The organism is Pseudoalteromonas sp. SCSIO 43088, from assembly GCF_023650795.1.
In the GTDB taxonomy this organism is placed as follows: Bacteria; Pseudomonadota; Gammaproteobacteria; order Enterobacterales; family Alteromonadaceae; genus Pseudoalteromonas; species Pseudoalteromonas shioyasakiensis.
Window position 1 is genome coordinate 25408 of sequence record NZ_CP072676.1, and the last position, 20856, is coordinate 46263.

Sequence of the window (20856 nt, forward strand, 5' to 3'; positions counted from 1 at the left end):
ATGTTTCATTTATAGTTTGCTGTCAGTTGGCATCTTAAGTGCCTTTACTAACGGTTTTGCTGATTTATCAAATAGATTATTTAATAAACCTGCCAATCTTATCCCGCCTTGTTGTAGGCGAGTTTTAACAATCGGTAAGTTTTTATAGATATAACTATAACTTACGTTTGTTTCATTTTCTTTATACAGAGAGTTTGCAATATTATTTGATTCGATTAACCAATCGCTAGGTGAACTGGCAAGATAGTCCGTTATTAACGCTTGATTTGTTGTATTTATAAATTGCGCAAACTCAGTATAGGACAAATTTTCATTTTCAATGAGTTTTGTGTCCCACAAGCTATGTAAATTGGTATCTTGACCGAAGAATGTGACAGAAATATTGTTGCCGCCACGATCTTCACCGCGACCGGCATGAAAAGGTTGATGGCTATCACCAACGAGGTGAACTAAGAAACGCAGTGCGAACTGTTTTTCACCTAGAGAAGCTTTTTGGTTTTGTAATACTGAGATTGAATATTCCATGCCTTCGAGGATATCTGACACGGTTTCTTTGTTATGGTGGGCATGTGAGTCGTAATGAGGTTTAGCATCGCCTTCTTTAAAGTTAATGTAATGCCAGCGCGAAGATTTCTTTTGCCAGAATTTTTCTGGAGCAGAACGCATTTCATCAGCCCACGTTGCTACCTGTGGTAAAGAATCACCATCAAGTAAAGGAACTAATGCTTGCTTGGTGGTGTCTGTAATATGCTTAGATGCAATTTCACCAATAATTCGGTGACCATTCTGACCCCATGCATTAGCTGGGTTACTTAACACCGCAGAAATAACTGGTGTCGATAACAGCAACATTTTTATTGTTTTTTGTAACATTGACTCAGTGTCCAAAAATGAATGTGCCCTGAAGCACGATTTCTTGATGCATATTTTCCTGAATTTAAAAGCAAATAGAAAGGACTCAATAAGATTCATAATTTCTTGTTCATATATGTTATTTATCAATAACTTAAAATATTCAGGTAAAATTACTTGTTGTAATAAGTAAGAATAATTGTTCAAATAGAGACAACGGAGCGTTGTTGGCTATTAAAATTGAATTTAAGAACAATACTAATAAAAAAATCGTCGATTGTTACATTTTTGTTTCTAGCAGTTATTTTGTTTTTTTATATCGGAATTTTGCAGGGCAAACCGGCTGTTTCTGATATCGATGCATTTATTGAAACGTCTTTTCAATGTGATACTAAATCAGAGGTTAACCTTAACGAGTTGGTGGTGTATTCATCGGGCAAAGTATTGGCTGAGGATGTCGCTAAAACTTTGTGCGCTGATGACATCATTAGTAAACAATACGGCAAGGTCACCTCTTATTGGGGTTATAAAACATCTGACACAATTGAGTTTTTAGGTAAAGGGATAGCAGATTTGATCCTGGCTAAAGAAAACTTGATTAATGCCTTTATGGCCGAGTCAACCTATAACTACCAAGCAGTTGTTGGCTTTCCTGACTACACTGCTTATTTAATTTCTAGTAAAGAAAAGCCACGCATTGAAAAAAGCTACTTTTTAGATAAACGTATTGGTTTGCTTGATTACCCAACGAGCCGTTCTGGACACATTCTCCCTAAACAATTATTTAAAAAATTAGATATCAACCTAGAAAACCTTAATATCACTTACGCAAGTTCCCATACTGAATTAAGAGAGCTGCTTGCAAGTGGTAAGGTCGATTTAATTTCTTCTTATTGGCAAGACAGCGACCAGCAACGTTTTTCTAAAAACTACATTACGCCTATACGCGACAATATAAGTGGTAGTCGTTGGTATTTAAAAATGCAGGATGAAAACACCGACCTTTTATGTGCAGTTCAAGCGCAGTTAACCCAATTGGCACACAATCAAAATTCTCATTACTTTAATCATGTTGAGTCTTTTTGGGAATGTGAGTCGACTCAGCAAACAATGAAAGTAGGGGATAGCAATGCTGCCAATTAGAGTAAAACTTGCTTATGGCGGAGTATTTATAAGCTGTTGCTTGGTTTTATTTGCCAGCTTTATTACAGCAAAAGCTTATAAGACAACAACTAATGATGCCCTGACTCTAGCAAAAGTTGAAAACCGCATTGCCCTTGATTTAAACCATTTAAATTTACCTGATGATTTTTTAAAGCATTCAGGTAGTAAAGATATGGTACTCAATTATATCGCGCGTCTTAATGCACAATTAGCTGACTCAGGCGTGATGGTTTACTCCATTGAGGGGATCTCTGATTATCCTGCTCGTGCAGATTTAATCACTAAGCAATTGCATGCACCACAAAAATCATTAACTGTTAGCTTTGTTGTGGCATCGTCTTTATTTGCTAAAGATGATATCGCTGTGTTGATTTTGGTGTGTTTATTTGCAGCTGCATTTACTTATTTATTATTTATAAGTGAACGCACTAAAATCCAAATTGCTAAACACGAACCAGAAGTTGCAATTCAGGCAGAAGAAAAGCCTAAATTGATAGTCGATCTTCAAAATAAAACCTTGGCTGCTAGCTGTGCTGTTGATAAAACAGTGGCGCTTGCTAATAAACCGCTGTGCTTTTACCTTGCATTGGTTGAGTTTTGTATTGAACATCCGGATGTAGTGCTTAATCAAAATAAAGATGTACCAGAAGAATTACTGACTTTAGCAAACAAGTATTTTTACCGGTTAGTAGAGCTTGGTCATACAATACGTAAGCGCCCAAACTTTACCAATAGTTTAGAAAAAACATTAAGTGAAATTCGGGCTGCACTTGATGAAGTTTGGCAAGAGCAGCCTGAGATAAAAGAAACCTATTATCCACCTAAGGCCCATGGTGAAGGCTCCCGTTCTCGATTACATCATTACGGATTGAAAGCGATTGAGATTGCCGATATTGAAGTCATTGGGAAGTAATCTAGTTTAAAAGTAAAAGGGAAGTCACTGACTTCCCTTTTTCTATTTAAGTAGTCTTTATTTAGGGGCGTAATCAGCCGCTTTAACAGGACTATTTTGCTCAAAGAAGCGTTTTAATGCCTGTGCATCTGTATCATCTGTACTCACAAAGCCTTTTTTACTGGTAAGAGTAGGGTAACCATCACCACCAGAGGCATTATAGCTGTTAATGCTCATACGATAAGTTTTAGCCATATCAAGTGGTTTACCAGCAATTTTAACATCAGATAAAGTGTCGTTATCGCGTTTAAAGCTTAGCTTATAATATTGTAAGTAGGCACCTGAATCAGGAGGGAAAGAAGTAACAACTTGTAAGTAGTCAAATAGCTCTTGGCCTGTCATATCAATATAGGTGATACGGTTTTTAAAAGGATGAACTTTTAAAATATCTTTATAACTTACATCGCCTGCTTGAATGCTATCGCGAATACCGCCACCGCTTATCAAACCAAAATCAGCACCCACTGACTGCATTTGTGCAGCAATAATAACGCGTGCTAAGTTTACTTGCTCATAGCGTACTTTATTGCGGTCACCTTCAAGTTTTGCATCCACGTTACCTATTTTACCAGCAATTTGTGCTGCGCCTTTTTGCTGATAAACCGCAAGGATGTCTTGTAAGTTTTTGTTTGGTTCAATGTACTCAGCCGCTAGCTTTTTATTACCATTTTCATCATCGATATAAAGATTTACCGGAATAAGTGAGTAATTGAGCAAAGTTAATTCATCGTTTTCTAATTTGAATTCAGCTTTACCAACATATTTACCCCACTCATGGGCTTGCATGATCCAAGTACCATTTTGTTGGTCAGGCTTACACTCTTTACCTGGCATAAAGCTTTTGTCAGCAACATTGGCTTCTTTCATACACACAGGCTCTTGTGAATGACCGCCAACAATAATATCAAGCATCCCTTTTGGTAAGTTGCGCGCCATAGTCACATCACCGGGTGCATTAATACCAAAGTTAGCATCAACATAGTGACCCATGTGAGTAACAGCGATGGTAATATCTGGGTTGTACTGTTTATCAATTTCTGGAGCTAACTTTGCAGTAACGTCTGTAGGGTCTTTAAATTCTAGGCCACCGATATATTGCGGGTTACCGATTTTAGCGGTATCTGTGGTAGTTAAGCCGATTACAGCAATTTTAAGCCCATTCTTTTCAAAGATTTTATAGCCTTGGTAACGAGCTTCACCAGTTGTTTTATCGATGATATTGGCTGATAAAAAAGGGAAGTTTGACCATTTTTGTTGTTGATCAAGTACTGCCAGTGGATTATCAAACTCATGGTTACCAATTGCCATGGCATCATAACCAATTAACGACATACCTTTAAAATCTGGTTCCGCGTGTTGTAAGTCAGACTCTGGAATACCCGTATTGATATCGCCACCAGAAAGCAGTAAAACAGCATGACCTTGTGCTTTGGCTTCGGCTTTTAGTTGATCAATTAAAGTCTTACGAGCAGCCATGCCATATTCACCTTGTTCGTTATGCCAAAAACGACCATGGTTATCATTAGTATGAAGCAGAGTTAAATATTGGGCTGAATCAGTATTATTAGAAGAGGAGCTACATGCGGTTAGGGTAACCAGTAGCGATGTTAGTAAAAAAAAGCGCATAATTGCTTGCCTGAATAGAGCAGTAGGTTAATTATGCGCTTAGTTTAAACGACTTAAGTTTAAATTAAATGTCTTTTATAAACTTTTGTCGCTATTTTCTGTATTTAGTTGTCCTGTTGCGGCAAGTTGTCTGCGTTGTAGTTCTTGTTCTGCGTAATGAGACTTTTGATGATTATTGCCGACCATCCAATTTAAAAAACTAGCGGGTAACTTACTGTAAGGCTCACCTTGGTGTAGGCCAAAATCGCATATTGCGTTCTCTTCATTCGCCATGGTTCATTCCTGTGTGTTCATTGTTGTCGTGCAGATACTAACAAACTGAGCCTATTTGATAAGACGATTTTGATTTATTCTTTAAATTTTTTATAACTATAATGAATACATGGTGTAAATTAATGTAACTGAGATGTAATTGCTTTGGCGCGTTTTGTGTAACTGTTTTGTTTGCTATTTAAGCGTCTGTCTATTTTGTTTAAGCTTCTTGCAGTTTTATAATAAAAATTATCAGGAAAGATAAACAATGAAAAAACATCTACTTGCAACTGCTTTATTGGCTAGCTGTTTTACAGCCAATGCTACTATTGTTGAAATGCAGACAGATCTGGGCAGTATTACTGTTCACCTTTATGATCAACATACACCTGTTACCGTTGAAAACTTTTTAAACTATGTTGCAGATGGCAGCTACGACGGTACGGTTATCCATCGCTCAGTTGATAACTTTGTTTTGCAAGGTGGTGGTTTTAAATTTGATACTGATTTTGAGGCGATAGAAACTGCTGACGCTATTACCAATGAGCCAGAGCTGTCGAATGTTAAAGGTACCATTGCAATGGCCAAGCTTGGTGGTAATGCTAATAGTGCGACAAGTCAGTGGTTTTTCAATTTAAAAGATAACAGCGCTAACCTCGACTTACAAAATGGTGGCTTTACTGTTTTTGGTGAAGTAACTGTACAGAGTATGGATGTTTTAGAACAAATCACCTCTTTAGTTCACTGTGGAGAAATCCCAGTAGTAAATCTTAATGAAGAGCAGTGCCCAGATACAACATCAGGTTTCAGTGGTGAAAACTTATTTTACATTAACAGTGTGACTGTGATTGATGATGATCCGAATTCGTCTGCTTCTTTATCACCAAAAGAGAACACGCTAATTGATGAAGATAACTCTTCAGACAATGGCGGTGGTAGCTCAGGCGGGAGTCTTGCGTGGATGCTATCTTTATTAGCTCTTGCAGGCTTTAGTCGTCGTAAATAATTCCAACCAACAAAGTAACGCCTTGATATTAAGCTCCTGAGAAACGCTGAATTCTGCATCTTGAGGTGGCTTGGGTATATATAAGGCGCTAAAAAGCGCCTTATTTCTTTGTATTGATGATTATTAGAAGATTCTAACTAAAATAAGCACCCACATTACTAGCATTATAAAGCAACTGACAACAAAACTATAATAGCGCGCCTTCAAGGTGTTTGAAGTTAAGTGTATTACGCTATGAATAATTCTTAATGCAACATAAACCCAAGCAAGGGCAACAAATACAGTACCTACAGCATTGACTTGCAGAGCTGTTAAACACGCAATAAAAAACAGCACAGGCATTTCGAATTGATTGATAAAGTTCCGATCTGCTACGCGAACATTATCCCCAGCCTTTTCAAGCTCCATTGTTAAGAAGTCTTTCATCTCGATGGTTTTTTGTTTTGCCGCACGAAAACGACGCTTACCCATAATGTACATGACTGTAAAAGTCAGAAAGACCTGAGTGAACATTGCTACAATTAGCCACTTTTCCATAGCTCATCCTTTGTTATAGTTATTGCTATTAATCTTAACCGTAAGTATTGCATTTTCACAATGTGTTACAAAGTTTTGCTGTAACTTAGCTAAAAAGCATTGAATTGCGGCGCTCGAAAACACATGATAAATAAAAATTTATTCAATTTCTAATGGATACAAAATAATGAAAAAAATAATTGGACTCAGTGCAATCGCTTTTGCAGTGTTAGCTGGTTGTTCTTCTACTTCTACCACAACGCCTCCTGCAGCTAATACTAACCTTATTCCTGACTCGTTAGTTATCAGCCCAAACGACACCCGTGAGTACAAAACATTACAACTAGATAACGAAATTGATGTAATTTTAATTTCAGATCCTAGTGCTGATAAATCAGCTGCTGCTTTGAGTGTAGGCGTTGGTTTATTGCACGATCCTATGTCGCAACAAGGCATGGCGCACTACCTAGAGCATATGCTGTTCCTTGGTACAGACCGCTACCCAGACACTAAAGGTTACAGTGATTTCATGACCAAAAATGGTGGCGCACATAACGCTTACACCTGGTTAGATATCACAAACTACATGTTCAAAGTGAACAATGATGCCTACGACGAAGCACTTGACCGCTTTGCAGACTTTTTTAAATCACCAAAGCTTTACCCTGAATACACAGACAAAGAAAAAAATGCGGTAAACGCAGAGTGGTCAATGCGTCGTGAAATGGACTTTTTTGGCCAATTTAAACTGGCACGTCAAATGATGGGATCACACCCTGCAAACCGTTTCTTAATTGGTAACCTAGAAACTTTAGGGGACAAAGAAGGCAGCAATCTGCATAAAGAAACCGTTGCTTTCTATAACAAATATTATTCATCGAACATTATGAAAGTGGCGATGATCTCAAATCGTCCACTTGCTGAAATGGAAGCAAAAGCTAAACAGTATTTTGCTGATATTGAAAATAAAAAAATCGAAAAACCAACGGTGACTGATAAGTTAGACTTTTCTGTTGCTGGCGGAAAGCGTGTTTACTACTCACCAAATGAAGATGTAAAACAACTACAGTTAGAGTTCACAATTGCTGATAACAGTTCACAGTTTGCGGTTAAACCAAATCGTTTTGTTTCATACCTCTTAAGTAACGAAATGCAAGGTAGTCCTGCGCAAATCTTGCGTGATAAAGGCTGGGTGTCACGTTTATCTGCTTCTGATGCTCCAACACAATATGGTAACTACGGCAGCTTAACGGTTAATATTGAATTGACTGATGCTGGCATGCAAAACCGAGAAGAAATTGTGGCTATGGTTATGCAGTACATTGCGCTTATTAAAGAGCAGGGTGTTGATAGCAAATACTTTAATGAAATCCGTACATCGTTAAACAATGAATTTCAATTCCTCGAGAAAGGTGATGAGTTTGGTTATGTAAGTAACTTAACTGATAGCATGCAAAAGTTCCCTGTGAACAACGCAATTAATGCACCTTATTATTATGCTAAGTTTGATGCAGACGCGGTGCAAAATGTGCTGTCGCAATTAAACGAAGATACTTTACGTATTTGGTATATCTCTCAACAAGAAGAAACAGATTCACAGCTACATTTTTACGATGGTAAATATCGTATAGAAGACATCAGTGAAGCAGAAGTTGCAAGTTGGAGCAAACCGAGCGAATACGCTTTAGCATTGCCAACAGTTAACCGCTTATTACCTGAAAGCTTTGCAATTAAAACAGCTGAGTTTAAACAACAAGCGCATCCTGAACTAGTATTTGATAAGCAGGGTGTAAAAGTTTGGCGTCAAGCAAGTCAGCAGTTTGCTGAGCAGCCAAAAGGTCTTGTTGAAGTTTACATTAATACGCCGGATGCCCTTGTGAATGTTAAATCACAAGTTCTTTACTCAATTTGGGCTGATCTTTATAACTTACAACAAAGCAAACTTAGCACAGAAGCAGCTGTTGCAGGTATGAGTTTAGGACTACAGCCTAGTAACGGCCTTGTGTTATCGCTAAGTGGTTTCACTGATAAACAAGATGTACTTTTAGCTCAGGCGCTCGAAAACCTAACGTTAGATGTGTCTGAAGAAGGTTTTGCCCAAGCAATCGATCGTTTTAAGCGTGATTTACTAAATCAGCAAAAACAGTTCCCGTTCTATCAAGCATTTGGTGAGTACTCTAAGCTTACTCGTAGTGGTAAATTTGACACCGAAACCTTGATTGCAGCGGCAGATACACTAACCCTTGCAGATTTTGCTGCCATTAAACAATCTACACTTGCTGCCAATGATCTACGCGTATTCACTTTTGGTAACTATAACCAAAACGATGTTGAATCTATTGCGAGTAAGCTAACTGCAATTTTACCTAAAGGTCATAAAGCAACTGAGTTTGCCAGAAGCAAAGCCTGGTTACCTCAGCCTGGTGAACGTATTGTACTGCAAAAAGATATTGATGTAGCGGATGTAGCAATTATTGATATGGTTGTTCACCCAACCCCAGGTTATAAGCAAAAAGCACAGGCACAAATTTTACAAAGTCACTTTAGAACCGTAGCGTTTGATAAGTTACGCACTGAAGAGCAATTAGCTTATGCGGTTGGTGCATTAGCGCGTCCTATCGAAGACTACTCTGCATTAGGTCTATATATTCAAACACCGGTTAAAGGCCCTAAAGAAATGCAAGCGCGTTTTGATGAGTTCAAAAAGCAATACGCTGTTGAGCTTGATAACATGACAGAAGAAACATTTGCACAACTTAAAAATGCAACGTTTGTGTCTTTAAAAGAGCAACCTAAGAATTTAAGTGATGAAATGTCACCGCTTATTTCTGATTGGTATCGTGAGAACTTTAAGTTTGATTCTAAAGAAAAGCTTATCGCTGAAGTCGAAAAAGTGACATTGGCTGATCTGAAAGATTACTATAAGAAAACGATGCTCAATAGTGAAGCTGCACGTTTAAATATTCAAATGCGTGGTAGTAAGTTTGCAGATAAGCCATTTGCTGATCTGAAAGACCAAACAAAAGTTGAAAACTTAGAGAGTTATTACAAAGGCATTAAATTCCAAAAGTAACCTAATAGTTGATAAACAAAAGCCCAAGCAATTGCTTGGGCTTTTTAATTTATGCGATAAGCAAAAATCCTATAAATGCAGCCGTTGCAGCAAGTAAGGTATATGGCAGTTGCGTGATAGCATGGCTGACTAAATCACATCCTGAGCCTTGTGCAGCAAGTACCGTGGAGTCAGAATAAAAGCAGGCTTGACTACCAAATGATGACGCCGACAACAAAGCACCAATCACTAAAGGAATATTGGCATCAATTGCGTAAGCCAGTGGCATTACTATAGGAATAGTTACTGCGAAAATCCCCCAGCTTGAACCCGTTGCAAAAGCAAGGACTGCCATTGCTAAAAACACCACGGCAGGTAAGTACTGCGCTGTCATATAAGGGCTTAATGTATTAATGACATATTGCGGAAGCATTAATTGGTCACACACATCTTTAAATATAAATGCTGCAACTACAGTCCCAATAGCGGGGATCATGCTTTTAAAACCATCGAGCATACGCTCAACGAGTTCTGACAATGTCATTAACTTTTGTAACATGTAAAAAGGTAAAACAACGGCAAAGGTTGCAAGCAACCCTTTAAATACGTCAATGTCAAAGTAAACAGTAAACGCAACAAGTAAAACTATCGGCACTAAAAAGTTATAGAGTTTGCCGTTTGATGCTGCTGTTTCAAAGTTTTCTTCCGCTGCTTTCACTGCGTATTCATCTGCTGTTTGAATATCTGTGTATTGGCTATTCGAGATCTCGATTTGATTATTCATGGCACGTAGTTGTGCTTTTTTCATCGGACCAAAAGCAGGGATCATATTTAAGCTAACCAGTGATACCACAATGACTGCAAACCAAGCGTATAACATATAAGGGATTGCTTGAATGTAGACGGCAATACCTTGGCCTTCTGGTGCAACATTATTATCAACTAACAATCCGCCAAAAAATACGGCCCATGTAGAGAGTGGTACAAGCACACAGATAGGCGCAGCCGTTGAGTCAACAACATAAGCGAGCATTTCACGGCTAATTTTAAACTTATCGGTGATACGTTTCATGGTTTCACCGACGGTTAACGCATTTAAGTAATCATCAATAAAAATAATCACACCTAGCACAAAGGTCATCACTAACGATGAGCGCTGGCCTTTGGCAAACTTTAACGCTAATTCGGCGAAGGCACTTGCCCCCCCGGTTCTTACTAATAAAGCGATTAATGCACCAAATCCACCACAGACTAAAATTAGCCAGGCAATGGTTTCGTCTTGCATTACTTTTAATGAAATTTCAGCAAAATTGGCTAACACAGCGGTTGGGCCTAGCATGGCTAAACCAAACAAAGATCCAATTAGTAAAGATAAAATAGGGCGGCGTAAAAATACGGCCAAAACCACCACCAATACTGGCGGCAGTAAACTTAACGCAGAAGGTTCTTGCATTATATTTTTCACACAGTTAAGCATTGCGAGATTGCTTACAGAAATCAAAAGTCTATCGACTCAAATAACTGCTTTACGCGAACACACTTTTATGGACCCATTAGGGAAAGTGCCTGCGTTGGCTGGCGCCAGACAGTATAGAGGGTATACTGCTTTTGTTTTGCCCAAAACATCGCATGAAAAATAATCCTGAATATTAATTTAGTCAATAACAATTTTTATTGGAGTGATAATTACTTTACACTCATCAATAACGTCACTTTTTATTAATTGAGCAAAGGGATTATGGCATTTTCAGATACTTACAGACTCAGTAGCCATGCGGTTATCACCAACAACCAAGGTCAGGTGTTATTACTAAAAGCTGATTACGGTCAAAAAAGTTGGGGGTTACCTGGCGGCGCTTTAGATAAAGGTGAAACCATTCATCAAGCGTTACTTCGCGAATGCCAAGAAGAACTTAATTGTGACGTAGAAATAGCTTATTTAAGTGGTGTTTATTATCACACAGCGTTTAACTCTCATACGTTTATTTTCCGTGCTTATATAGCTGAGGACGCTGAGATAATGTTGAGCGATGAGCACACTGAGTATGGCTATTTCGATATTGACGAGTTATCTAAAGTACAAAAAGAGCGTGTTCTTGATTGCCTTAATTTTACCAATGATGTCGTTAGTAAGGTGTTTTAATAAATGTTAGATATATATTTACGTGCCGGACAGCCTGATGATGCCGCGTTTATCGTAGAGCTTTTAAATCAAGCAACATTTTTAGAGCACATAGGTAATAAAAATATTAATACGCCCGTACAAGCTGAGCATTATATTCAACAAACCTTTATAAATAGCCACCAGCAATTGGGCTTTGGCAGTTATATTGTTTGTTTAGCTGATGATACACCGGTTGGAATGGTGGGGCTCTTTCAGCGTGATGCGTTAGCTATCCCCGATTTAGGATTTGCCTTGTTAGCTAAATATGAAGGCAAGGGTATCATTACAGCTGCTGCTCGGTTATTGATGGCCAAAAAACACGTATTAGAGCTTGGTGTGCTTGCTGCAATAACCTCGCAAACAAATATTGGTTCACAGAAGGTGTTACAGAAACTTGGTTTTGAGTTTTTAGGCGATGTCATTATTAATGATGACAACCAGCCTCTAAAACTCTTATTAAAGAGCAAGCTTTGATACTTCGTTTGCAACCTGTTTGTTGACCTTTAGCCAGGTTGACTCAAGTGTTGCAACAAGCCCTTCGTAATCACTGTCTTGTAATGGCGTAAGCTCATTAAAATAATTGACCGCTTTTAACTTTCGGCCCGACTCAGGGTTTGTATAGTACAAACGCCAAAGCCCGGCAATGTTGGCATTGCCTTGTTCATCGCCGTTGAAGTGATGTAGCTCATATTCTAATTCATAGAAACTTTGCTGATCTAAATCGGTTATCACCGGTAAACCTTTTATTACCATCCAATTATCAAGGTCAGTGTAAAGCTGTTGATGGGCACTGGCGGTTAACATTAAATCAGGTGATTCGCTCCATAAATGGTAGTTAGCTGCATTGACTCGGTTGTTGTCGAGAACCATAGCAATACCACGATTATTAAGCGCACCACGTAACTGTACGGTGTTAATTCTGAGCTGAGCTTGCGTATTCTCAGCTAAGCGCTGCATTGCAACAATTGGCTGCGAAAATTGATAATACTCAATGGTTGAGAACGAAGTCTGACTGCAGGCCGAAAGTAACAGCACTGATGCCACTGAAGCACAGAGTTTATAGTTCATTATTGTTTCCTCGGCGTTGGGTCTGCTGGTAGCTCTTTATCAAAGATCAACATATTAGGTTGCTGGTTTAAACCTCGTGTGAGTGGCTGCAGCTCTTCACTTAAACGTTTAAATTCAGATAAAGTTGTTTGCAACTGCTGGTGGAATGTTGAACCTTGCTCATAACTTGCCATAGTTTTTTCAAATTGTTTCATGGTTTTATCGAACTGTTGCATGCTCTTAGTCATTTCTGCAAAGTTGCGATTAATATCACCCGGTAAGTCTTGTGTATCTTGCTTATTTAGTAGCTCTCTCATGTCATGAGCAAGCTCTTGGTACTCGGCAAAGGTGGTCTGCATTTGTGCCAAGCTATCTTCAATTTTAAGGTTATTGACTTTATTTAATACATCAGAGACTTGGTCGGCTATGACTGTAATACCGCTTGATACACTCGGGAATACGGTGTACTCGGCTATTGTCTTTAATTCGGCAGGCTCTGCATTATCGTAAATATCTAAGTCAACGTACACGGCGCCAGTGAGTAAGTTACCCGGCTTTAAAGATGCTCGAAGACCATTTTTGATCCAGCTATTTAAACTCGAATGCCAAAACTCGCGTGCTGCTGTACTGTCGTGGTAGAGGCGCCCATACTCAATCTTTATCAGGGCAGGTACTGCGGTGTTATCAGTTCTAAAGTGTGCAGGCTTACCGTCTATTATGACACTTGCAGGTGCTTCAACTACACTACCGATACGCATACCTCGGTATTCTACAGGAGCGCCAGCGCGTAAGCCGCGAATTGATTGCTCAAAGTCGATTAAGTAGTAGTCAAAATCGTAAAATCGTTCTTCTAAGGCGGCTTTGTAGCTATTACTTAAAGAAAAACTATGGCCGTTACTGGCAACTTCACCGGGCGCTTGTTGCTCAGGAATACCAACAGAAATACCGCCTTTGAGCAATTTACTTAACGAGCCTGTATTAACATTAATACCATCTGCAGAGAGGTCTATTTCGATGCCTGAGTTTACCCAGAAAATAGAGTTTAAGGTGATCAAGTTTTGATATGGCTCATTGATAAAAATGCCATATTTCATCGCTTGGTTCTTCCAATCAAAGGTGGCGGTTTCTATTTGGCCTATTTTGTAATCTTTAAAGTAAATACCGGTACTCACATCAAGCACTTCTGCGTTATAACTTAACAGTGTGAAGCGCCCACCTTTTACATCTTTACCAATTAAAGCCGGTTCATCTTGTAGCTCAAATTTTTCGGCTAGCTTTTTACTCTCACCCGGTGCAAATTCTAAATACACACCAGATAGAAGGGTACTCATGCCGCTTATGCCGGTATCGTCAATCCGTGGTTTTACAACCCAAATTTTCGCATCATCAGTGAGTAAATCGTCGTAATGTTTATCGATTTGCGCCCGTGCGATAACGCTATTTTGTTTATCTGATAAACGAACATGGTCGATTTGACCAATCTTCACGCTACGTACTTTTATTTCTGTTTTACCAGCCACAATACCCTCTGCATGAGGCATTTTGATAAAAATGGTGGTGCCTTTATTTGCTTGATACTGGTACAACATCCATGCGCCAATTAATAAGGCAATAACTGGAATGATCCAGATGGCCGATATATTTGGCGCTGTTTTTATTTTAGCGGTTTCGCTCATGCCAAGGTCTCTTGTTTCGCAGTACTTAAGTTATCTGGGTTATCCCACAATAGACGGGGATCAAACGCATGGGCTGCCAACATCTGGCAAATAACCATGGTTGTAAAAAATATTGTGCCAATGCCAGGTGTTACTGACATTAAGTTTCCGAGTTGCACTAAGGCTACTAGAATCGCCACAACAAATACATCGATCATTGACCATTTACCAATAAATTCAGTCAATTGGTAGATACGTGTATAGCTTTTAGTTTGTCTGTTTGCTGGCCTCATCACCATAAAGCATAAAAAACTTAATATTAGCGCTTTGGCAAGGGGTACAACCACACTCGCTAAAAAGATGATCATTGCGATAGGGTACGAGCCACTATTCCATAAAATCATTACGCCACCAATAATAGTTGATGGAGTTTCATCGCCAAGGCTTGTGGTGTACATAATAGGATAGACATTAGCAGGAATATAACAGGCCACTGAGGTTAATAACCATGCTGCGGCTTTTTGCACACTAAAAGGGTTACGACTGTAAGTTTTAGAGTCGCAGCGTGAACAGATTTCGGTCGTACACAGTTGTCCACAAACATGACATGCTCTTAATCCTTGATCAATAGCACGCGTATTTGGCTGTGTTTGCTCTATATATTCTGGTTCTTTTAATTGTTGCCATAAGGTGTGCTTATTTAATTTTGCTGTGGCTGCCACATAACAGATAACAAAAGCGCTATAGGCCCAAAAGCTTACACCAAATTCAATATCGGCCATCGACATGATTTTAACCATACTGACCATCACACCAATTAAAAAAATCTCAGACATGATCCAAGGCTCTAACGCAAAGGTGGTTTTTAACAGTCTTTTTCCCCATTGATACGGCAGCGCTTTTAGTAAGCCTAAATGCAGAGGAATTATGAGTACTAATAAAAGTAGTGGCAGACCAATAATACTGGTGTCGATGAACAAACCTAAAAAGTCGTTGTCGTAATTAAAGAGAATACGTGCGGCATCGGGTAAGGTGATTGTTTGGGTAATACCACTACTGGTAAAAGACAGAAATGGGTAAAACATACTACTCAGTAGCATAACAATAGCACTTAAACTTAGTGCGACCACCATACTATCTTGGTTAGCTTGCGATGCCGAAAGCTTTGTATTGCAATGAGGGCATATTGCCACTTGTTTTGCACTTAAGTGTGGGATCTCAATGACAAGATCGCAGCTAGGACAGGCTGTTTGCAAACTTAGGGTCTCTTAAACAAGAACTTAGTTAAGTTTGCATCAAATAGTGTATAAATTCAAATGCACCTTTGTTTAATATAAGCTAATATTTGTACAAAGCGATTACGCTTTTTAATACATTTAATTCTTTAAGGTGAGCAGTGAAGCAATTATTTATCCTTTTAATGTTGTTTGTTAGTGTTAAAGGTGAGTGTTTATCTGAGCCAAATACGCAAAAGCCTATAGTTGTTGCTGCAAGCGCCTCTTTGCCTCCTTACGTCATTCAAGACACTAACAGCGGTATTCAACTCGAAATATTGAAAGCTGCTTTTAAATCGCAAGGCATATCTAATATCGATATCCATTACATGTCTAATAAGCGTGCTGAGCAGCAGCTTATGCAGGGCAAAGTAGATATTGCATTAAATTTTCCATCCGTACTCACGCCGCATGTTTATAAAAGTGACGAGCTACTGAGCTACCAAAATGTGGCGGTTAGCCTTGCCAATAAAGAGCTGAAAATTAATAGTATCTACGATTTAGCAGGTAAAAGCGTGCTTGCCTTTCAAAATGCGACGAATTTCATTGAAGCACCTTTTAAATCGGTTACTAATATTTTGCGTTCTTACGAAGAAGTAGTTAATCAAGAAGCACAAGTTGATCACCTTATGAAAGGCTGGGTCGATGTAATTATTTTAGAGCGCCGAGTGTTTTTATATTATTTAGAAAAATATAAACAAAGCGCTGAGGTAAAACCTTTTATTGTGCATGCAATCTTTAAAGAAGCACCAAGACCTGCGTTTTTTTACAGTAAAACTTTAAAAAACACCTTTAATTTGGGTCTTGGTGAGATCATTGAGTCAGGCCAATACCAAGCAATTATTCGCCTTGATGGTACTGAGTACGCGCAACTTTCAGAGCCCGAGTTACGCGAATAACGCGACGGTTTGGCGGCTCAGCGCAATTAGCTTACCATCTTCACTCCAAATGCAGCCTGACGTGGTCAACCAAATTCAGACACCTCAGTTAAGCAACCATAGTTAATTCTTCAGCCACCAATTCAAAGTTATTTGGACTTTGATAATTCAGATAAGAATGAAGCCGTTGGCTGTTGTACCACATCGTTATGTAATTCATAACATCTTGCTGCGCTGCATAGCGGGTTTCATAGTGACGCCAGTGAACACGTTCCTGTTTCAAACTGCCGAAGAAGCTTTCTGCAACCGCATTATCCCAGCAGCAACCTTTTTTACTCATGCTACCAATAAAGCTATGTTTTTCTAATAATCGCCGATATTGATGGCTCGCATATTGAACGCCTTGATCTGAATGAACAATCAATCCCGATAGTGGCTGACGTTGCCAAATAGCCATAGTCAACGCATCACAAACCAGTTGAGCTTTCATTCTCGCTCCCATACTCCAGCCGACCACTTTACGAGAATATAAATCAATGACAACCGCTAGATATAACCAGCCTTCGGTTGTCCAAACATAACTGATATCCTGCACCCACGCTTGATTGGGTGCTGCAACAGTAAAATTTTGCTTCAGTTCATTGGCGTAAACAGGCTTATTGTGGTCACTGTTTGTTGTCACTTTGTATTTCTTTTTATAACGAACCCATACACCCGCTTCTTTCATGAGCTGCGCGGTTTTTTGCCGACTCACGGGATAACTCAGCGCGTTTAACACTTTTTGAATACGTCGCTCGCCATAGGTGTTATCGCTGAACTTGGCAATATCTTTGACCCAATCAAGCATTTCTTGATGCGTTGGGTCTTCCGGTTTGTTAACGTTACGTTTTTGATAACTATAATAATTATTACTCTTAACACCCAGTACATGGCACATTATGACCACAGGCCAGATCTTCTTATGTTGGGCAATAAACGAATACTTTACTTCGTTTCTTTGGCAAAGAAGACCGTTGCCTTTTTTAATATTTCACGCTCCATTTCGAGGCGTTTTACTTGTGCTTTTAAGCTGCGGATCTCTTCTTGCTCTGGGGTTAGTTTGCCATTCCCCCGAAAAGCATGACCATCATCATTTTCGGCTTCTTTGATCCAACGGCCGAGCATGTTGGGATTAATCCCCAGGTTTCTCGAAGCTTCCGCTTGACTATAGTTTTGCTCAACGACCAATGCAATCGCATCCAATTTGAATTCTTTTGAATATTTTTTACGTTTTGTCATTTTCGATCTCCAATTAAGATTATTATCTCTTAACTGGGGTAGTCGAATCCATTAAACCACGTCAGCCATCTTCTAGCCCATAGCCATCCTTACTATGGTGTGTAACCGCTTCGTAGCCAATCCAAGCATCATGGGCAATTGCAGGCTCTTCTACAAATTCTATGTACCACGACATACTACTTGCTGGTGCAGGTTGCTTATACATTTGTAATAAGGTTGGTGGCCATGCATCTGTTAGGGCGATGATATGGGCTTCAGTCATTTGCTCTGGCACATGTTTGAATTTCATCCAGCCACCTAAATGTGAGGTATCTGCTCCAGAGAAAGGCATATTGCCGTCTTGTAAACACAATGCCACATGCTGGAAAAATGCCGGCATGACGCCTTCTTTATAAGGTAGGGTGAAACGCTCATCAACCGGTTTTAGCTGCATGGTTTTAGTGACATCTACACGAACATCGGACTGACGCTCAGCACCAAAACAGGCTTGTGTAATAACACAAACATCGCCATTTTGAATCACTTTTGCTAGTACCTGCGCACTGTTTTTGCCTTCGCGTAAAACGTCAACTTCGATTGAAAAATCATTGTCAGCGATTAACGGGCCAACAAAGTTAGTGCTTAAAGATAATAAACGGCGAGAGCTATCGATATGCTGACGTATAGCTTGATATAATAAAGCTGCAGATAATCCACCAAACGCTGTGCGACCTTGGCACCAGTTTTCTGGAAACTGCATTACTTTTGTTTTGTCTTTGCCTAGTTCAGCTGCCATGGCGAGTAATTGTTCAAAATGCATAATTTTCCTTAACATTTATTGTTATGGTGTTTGTTATAGCATAGCTAAAGTCATCAGACCAGTTTGTTTATCCTGCAAGCAGGCTGAGAAAACAGCGCTTTTTGTGGAAAAAACGCCCATTTCGAAAATATTTCAAAAAAAAGTAATTTTTTTTCATTTTTACAGTTGAATTCAGTTTCCTGCACCCCTATCTACTAGTCATCGAACGTTTTAACGAATTTTGAAGTTGGAGAAGATTCATGGGTAGAATTATTGGAATCGATTTAGGTACTACTAACTCTTGTGTAGCAGTACTAGACGGTGATAAAGCACGCGTTATCGAAAACGCGGAAGGCGATCGCACAACACCATCGATCATTGCATATACGCAAGACGGTGAAACATTAGTTGGTCAACCTGCAAAACGCCAAGCAGTAACTAACCCAACTAACACATTATTTGCAATCAAGCGTCTAATTGGTCGTCGTTTTGAAGACGAAGAAGTACAACGCGATATCGGTATCATGCCTTTTAAAATTGTAAAAGCTGATAACGGTGATGCATGGGTTGAAGCACGTGGCGAGAAACGTGCTGCACCACAAATTTCAGCAGAAGTGCTGAAAAAAATGAAGAAAACAGCAGAAGACTTCCTAGGTGAAGCGGTTACTGAAGCAGTAATCACAGTACCTGCATACTTCAATGACTCACAACGTCAAGCTACTAAAGATGCTGGTCGTATTGCAGGTCTTGAAGTTAAACGTATCATCAATGAGCCAACTGCCGCTGCACTTGCATACGGCATGGACAAAAATAAAGGTGAAAACGTTGTTGCAGTATATGACTTAGGTGGTGGTACTTTCGATATCTCTATCATCGAAATCGACGAAGTTGAAGGCGAGCACACATTTGAAGTTCTAGCAACTAACGGTGACACTCACTTAGGTGGTGAAGACTTCGATAACCGTGTTATCAACTACTTAGTTGAAGAGTTTAAGAAAGATCAAGGTATCGACCTTAAAACTGATCCACTTGCAATGCAACGTGTTAAAGAAGCTGCTGAAAAAGCGAAGATTGAACTTTCTTCTGCACAGCAAACAGAAGTTAACTTACCGTACGTGACTGCTGACGCAACTGGTCCTAAGCACATGAACGTTAAAGTTACTCGTGCAAAACTTGAGTCACTTGTTGAAGACTTAGTAACTAAGTCAATCGAGCCACTTAAGCGCGCACTAGCTGATGCTGACTTATCAGTAAGCGACGTAAATGACATCATCCTTGTTGGTGGTCAAACACGTATGCCTTTAGTACAAAAAACAGTTGCTGAGTTCTTTGGTAAAGAGCCTCGTAAAGACGTTAACCCAGATGAAGCAGTTGCAGTAGGTGCAGCGATTCAAGGTGGTGTACTAGCTGGTGACGTTAAAGACGTACTACTACTTGACGTATCTCCGTTATCACTAGGTATCGAGACTATGGGTCAAGTAATGACAGCTCTAATCGAGAAAAACACGACGATTCCTACTAAGAAATCACAAGTTTTCTCAACAGCTGAAGACAACCAATCAGCGGTAACTATTCACGTACTACAAGGTGAGCGTAAGCGTGCAAGCGATAACAAATCACTAGGTCAATTTAACCTAGAAGGTATTCGCCCAGCACAACGTGGTACTCCACAAATCGAAGTAACATTCGACGTAGATGCGGACGGTATCTTACATGTATCTGCTAAAGATAAAGATACAGGTAAAGAGCAGAAGATCACAATCCAAGCTTCTTCAGGTCTAAGCGATGATGAAGTAGAAAAAATGGTTCGTGATGCTGAAGCGCACGCTGAAGAAGATAAGAAATTCGAAGAGCTAGTAGCGACTCGTAACCAAGCTGATGCAATGGTTCACGGTACACGTAAGCAAATCGAAGAAGCGGGTGATGCATTACCTGCAGAAGATAAAGAAGCAATCGAAGCTGCGCTTACAGAGCTAGAAGCGGCGATTAAAGGTGACAACAAAGAAGAGATTGAAGCGAAAACACAAGCTCTTGCCGAGAAGTCACAAAAGCTAATGGAAATTGCACAAGCTAAAGCACAGCAACAACAAGGCGGTGCGGATGCAGGTGCTGAGCAATCTTCTGCAAAACAAGACGACGATGTTGTTGATGCAGAGTTCGAAGAAGTGAAAGACGACAAGTAATTGCTTGTTTCGCTTCTGCCTAACGTAATAATGGCTGCTTTGTTTAGCCAATTAAGTTAGGATGAAATGATTTAGGCGCGCCAGCGATTTCGCTTGACGCGCCTTTTGCATGTATATAAATGGTAAATTGATAAGTTGCTAATCTTCTTAAATGGTCATGACCATTATACGATTTGTAT

General features: G+C 39.5%; 20 protein-coding genes. 9 read left to right on the forward strand and 11 right to left on the reverse strand.

Annotated elements, in window-relative coordinates:
- Positions 1–9: 9 nt before the first annotated feature.
- On the reverse strand, positions 10–873 hold the full coding sequence (locus J8Z28_RS17965; protein ID WP_130167514.1) for a S1/P1 nuclease: 864 nt from the start codon (positions 871–873) through the stop codon (positions 10–12).
- 219 nt (positions 874–1092) lie between these two features.
- Here J8Z28_RS17965 and J8Z28_RS17970 point away from each other — a divergent pair, with 219 nt between their 5' ends.
- Positions 1093–1995: a type 2 periplasmic-binding domain-containing protein gene (locus tag J8Z28_RS17970; RefSeq protein ID WP_054563069.1), complete on the forward strand. Its 903-nt coding sequence runs from the start codon at positions 1093–1095 to the stop codon at positions 1993–1995.
- Positions 1982–2929: a hypothetical protein gene (locus J8Z28_RS17975; protein WP_250660661.1), complete on the forward strand. Its 948-nt coding sequence runs from the start codon at positions 1982–1984 to the stop codon at positions 2927–2929. Before J8Z28_RS17970 ends, J8Z28_RS17975 begins: the two co-directional genes overlap by 14 nt.
- A gap of 57 nt (positions 2930–2986) precedes the next feature.
- On the opposite strand, the gene ushA is transcribed toward J8Z28_RS17975, so the two are convergent.
- The 3 genes from ushA to J8Z28_RS21935 form a co-directional block, all read right to left on the reverse strand.
- Positions 2987–4594, reverse strand: a complete 1608-nt coding sequence (gene ushA / locus J8Z28_RS17980) for a bifunctional UDP-sugar hydrolase/5'-nucleotidase UshA (RefSeq protein WP_250660662.1) — start codon at positions 4592–4594, stop codon at positions 2987–2989.
- Positions 4595–4669: 75 nt separating this feature from the next.
- Positions 4670–4867, reverse strand: coding sequence for a hypothetical protein (locus J8Z28_RS17985; protein WP_054563072.1), 198 nt, complete (start codon positions 4865–4867; stop codon positions 4670–4672).
- Between the two features lie 231 nt (positions 4868–5098).
- Positions 5099–5167: a hypothetical protein gene (locus J8Z28_RS21935; RefSeq protein ID WP_350338400.1), complete on the reverse strand. Its 69-nt coding sequence runs from the start codon at positions 5165–5167 to the stop codon at positions 5099–5101.
- Between J8Z28_RS21935 and J8Z28_RS17990 the strand changes: the two genes are divergently transcribed.
- On the forward strand, positions 5145–5852 hold the full coding sequence (locus J8Z28_RS17990; RefSeq protein WP_350338401.1) for a peptidylprolyl isomerase: 708 nt from the start codon (positions 5145–5147) through the stop codon (positions 5850–5852). The genes J8Z28_RS21935 and J8Z28_RS17990 overlap by 23 nt on opposite strands.
- 123 nt (positions 5853–5975) lie before the next feature.
- On the opposite strand, the gene J8Z28_RS17995 is transcribed toward J8Z28_RS17990, so the two are convergent.
- Positions 5976–6389: an MAPEG family protein gene (locus J8Z28_RS17995; protein ID WP_250660663.1), complete on the reverse strand. Its 414-nt coding sequence runs from the start codon at positions 6387–6389 to the stop codon at positions 5976–5978.
- A 166-nt stretch (positions 6390–6555) separates the two neighbouring features.
- Between J8Z28_RS17995 and J8Z28_RS18000 the strand changes: the two genes are divergently transcribed.
- On the forward strand, positions 6556–9441 hold the full coding sequence (locus J8Z28_RS18000) for an insulinase family protein (protein ID WP_250660664.1): 2886 nt from the start codon (positions 6556–6558) through the stop codon (positions 9439–9441).
- A 49-nt stretch (positions 9442–9490) separates the two neighbouring features.
- Here J8Z28_RS18000 and J8Z28_RS18005 read toward each other — a convergent pair whose 3' ends face one another.
- A complete protein-coding gene (locus tag J8Z28_RS18005; protein ID WP_250660665.1) occupies positions 9491–10873 on the reverse strand; it encodes a Na+/H+ antiporter NhaC family protein in 1383 nt (460 codons plus the stop codon).
- Between J8Z28_RS18005 and J8Z28_RS18010 the strand changes: the two genes are divergently transcribed.
- The 3 genes from J8Z28_RS18010 (at position 10758) to J8Z28_RS18020 (ending at position 12058) form a co-directional block, all read left to right on the forward strand.
- The gene (locus tag J8Z28_RS18010) at positions 10758–11060 is read left to right on the forward strand and encodes a hypothetical protein (protein ID WP_250660905.1); all 303 of its coding nucleotides are present in this window, start codon (positions 10758–10760) and stop codon (positions 11058–11060) included. The two genes, J8Z28_RS18005 and J8Z28_RS18010, sit on opposite strands and share 116 nt — an antisense overlap.
- 98 nt (positions 11061–11158) lie before the next feature.
- Positions 11159–11563 (forward strand): NUDIX hydrolase, encoded by a 405-nt coding sequence (locus J8Z28_RS18015; RefSeq protein ID WP_063529376.1) that lies wholly within the window; start codon positions 11159–11161, stop codon positions 11561–11563.
- 3 nt (positions 11564–11566) lie between these two features.
- Entirely contained in the window at positions 11567–12058 is a 492-nt protein-coding gene (locus J8Z28_RS18020; protein ID WP_250660666.1) for a GNAT family N-acetyltransferase, read from the forward strand.
- On the opposite strand, the gene J8Z28_RS18025 is transcribed toward J8Z28_RS18020, so the two are convergent.
- From J8Z28_RS18025 to J8Z28_RS18035, 3 genes are read right to left on the reverse strand one after another with little or no spacing between them, the layout of a single operon-like run.
- Positions 12041–12652, reverse strand: coding sequence for a PqiC family protein (locus J8Z28_RS18025; protein WP_063529374.1), 612 nt, complete (start codon positions 12650–12652; stop codon positions 12041–12043). The two genes, J8Z28_RS18020 and J8Z28_RS18025, sit on opposite strands and share 18 nt — an antisense overlap.
- A complete protein-coding gene (gene pqiB / locus J8Z28_RS18030) occupies positions 12652–14307 on the reverse strand; it encodes an intermembrane transport protein PqiB (protein WP_250660667.1) in 1656 nt (551 codons plus the stop codon). The genes J8Z28_RS18025 and pqiB overlap by 1 nt, the downstream gene beginning before the upstream one ends.
- A complete protein-coding gene (locus J8Z28_RS18035; RefSeq protein WP_175080623.1) occupies positions 14304–15542 on the reverse strand; it encodes a PqiA/YebS family transporter subunit in 1239 nt (412 codons plus the stop codon). Before J8Z28_RS18035 ends, pqiB begins: the two co-directional genes overlap by 4 nt.
- A gap of 140 nt (positions 15543–15682) precedes the next feature.
- Here J8Z28_RS18035 and J8Z28_RS18040 point away from each other — a divergent pair, with 140 nt between their 5' ends.
- Entirely contained in the window at positions 15683–16459 is a 777-nt protein-coding gene (locus tag J8Z28_RS18040; RefSeq protein WP_250660668.1) for a substrate-binding periplasmic protein, read from the forward strand.
- A gap of 88 nt (positions 16460–16547) precedes the next feature.
- Here the strand turns inward: J8Z28_RS18040 and J8Z28_RS18045 are convergent.
- Both J8Z28_RS18045 and J8Z28_RS18050 read right to left on the reverse strand, forming a co-directional pair.
- Positions 16548–17716 (reverse strand): IS3 family transposase gene (locus J8Z28_RS18045; RefSeq protein ID WP_502934611.1). Its coding sequence is split into 2 segments (ribosomal slippage): positions 16548–17470 and positions 17470–17716, totalling 1170 coding nucleotides; the frame shifts between segments, so codons are not numbered across the junction.
- Between the two features lie 61 nt (positions 17717–17777).
- Positions 17778–18515 carry a thioesterase family protein gene (locus J8Z28_RS18050; protein ID WP_250660669.1) on the reverse strand — a complete coding sequence of 246 codons (738 nt, stop codon included), beginning with the start codon at positions 18513–18515 and terminating at the stop codon, positions 17778–17780.
- Between the two features lie 239 nt (positions 18516–18754).
- Between J8Z28_RS18050 and dnaK the strand changes: the two genes are divergently transcribed.
- On the forward strand, positions 18755–20677 hold the full coding sequence (gene dnaK / locus J8Z28_RS18055; protein WP_055021216.1) for a molecular chaperone DnaK: 1923 nt from the start codon (positions 18755–18757) through the stop codon (positions 20675–20677).
- Positions 20678–20856: the final 179 nt, after the last annotated feature.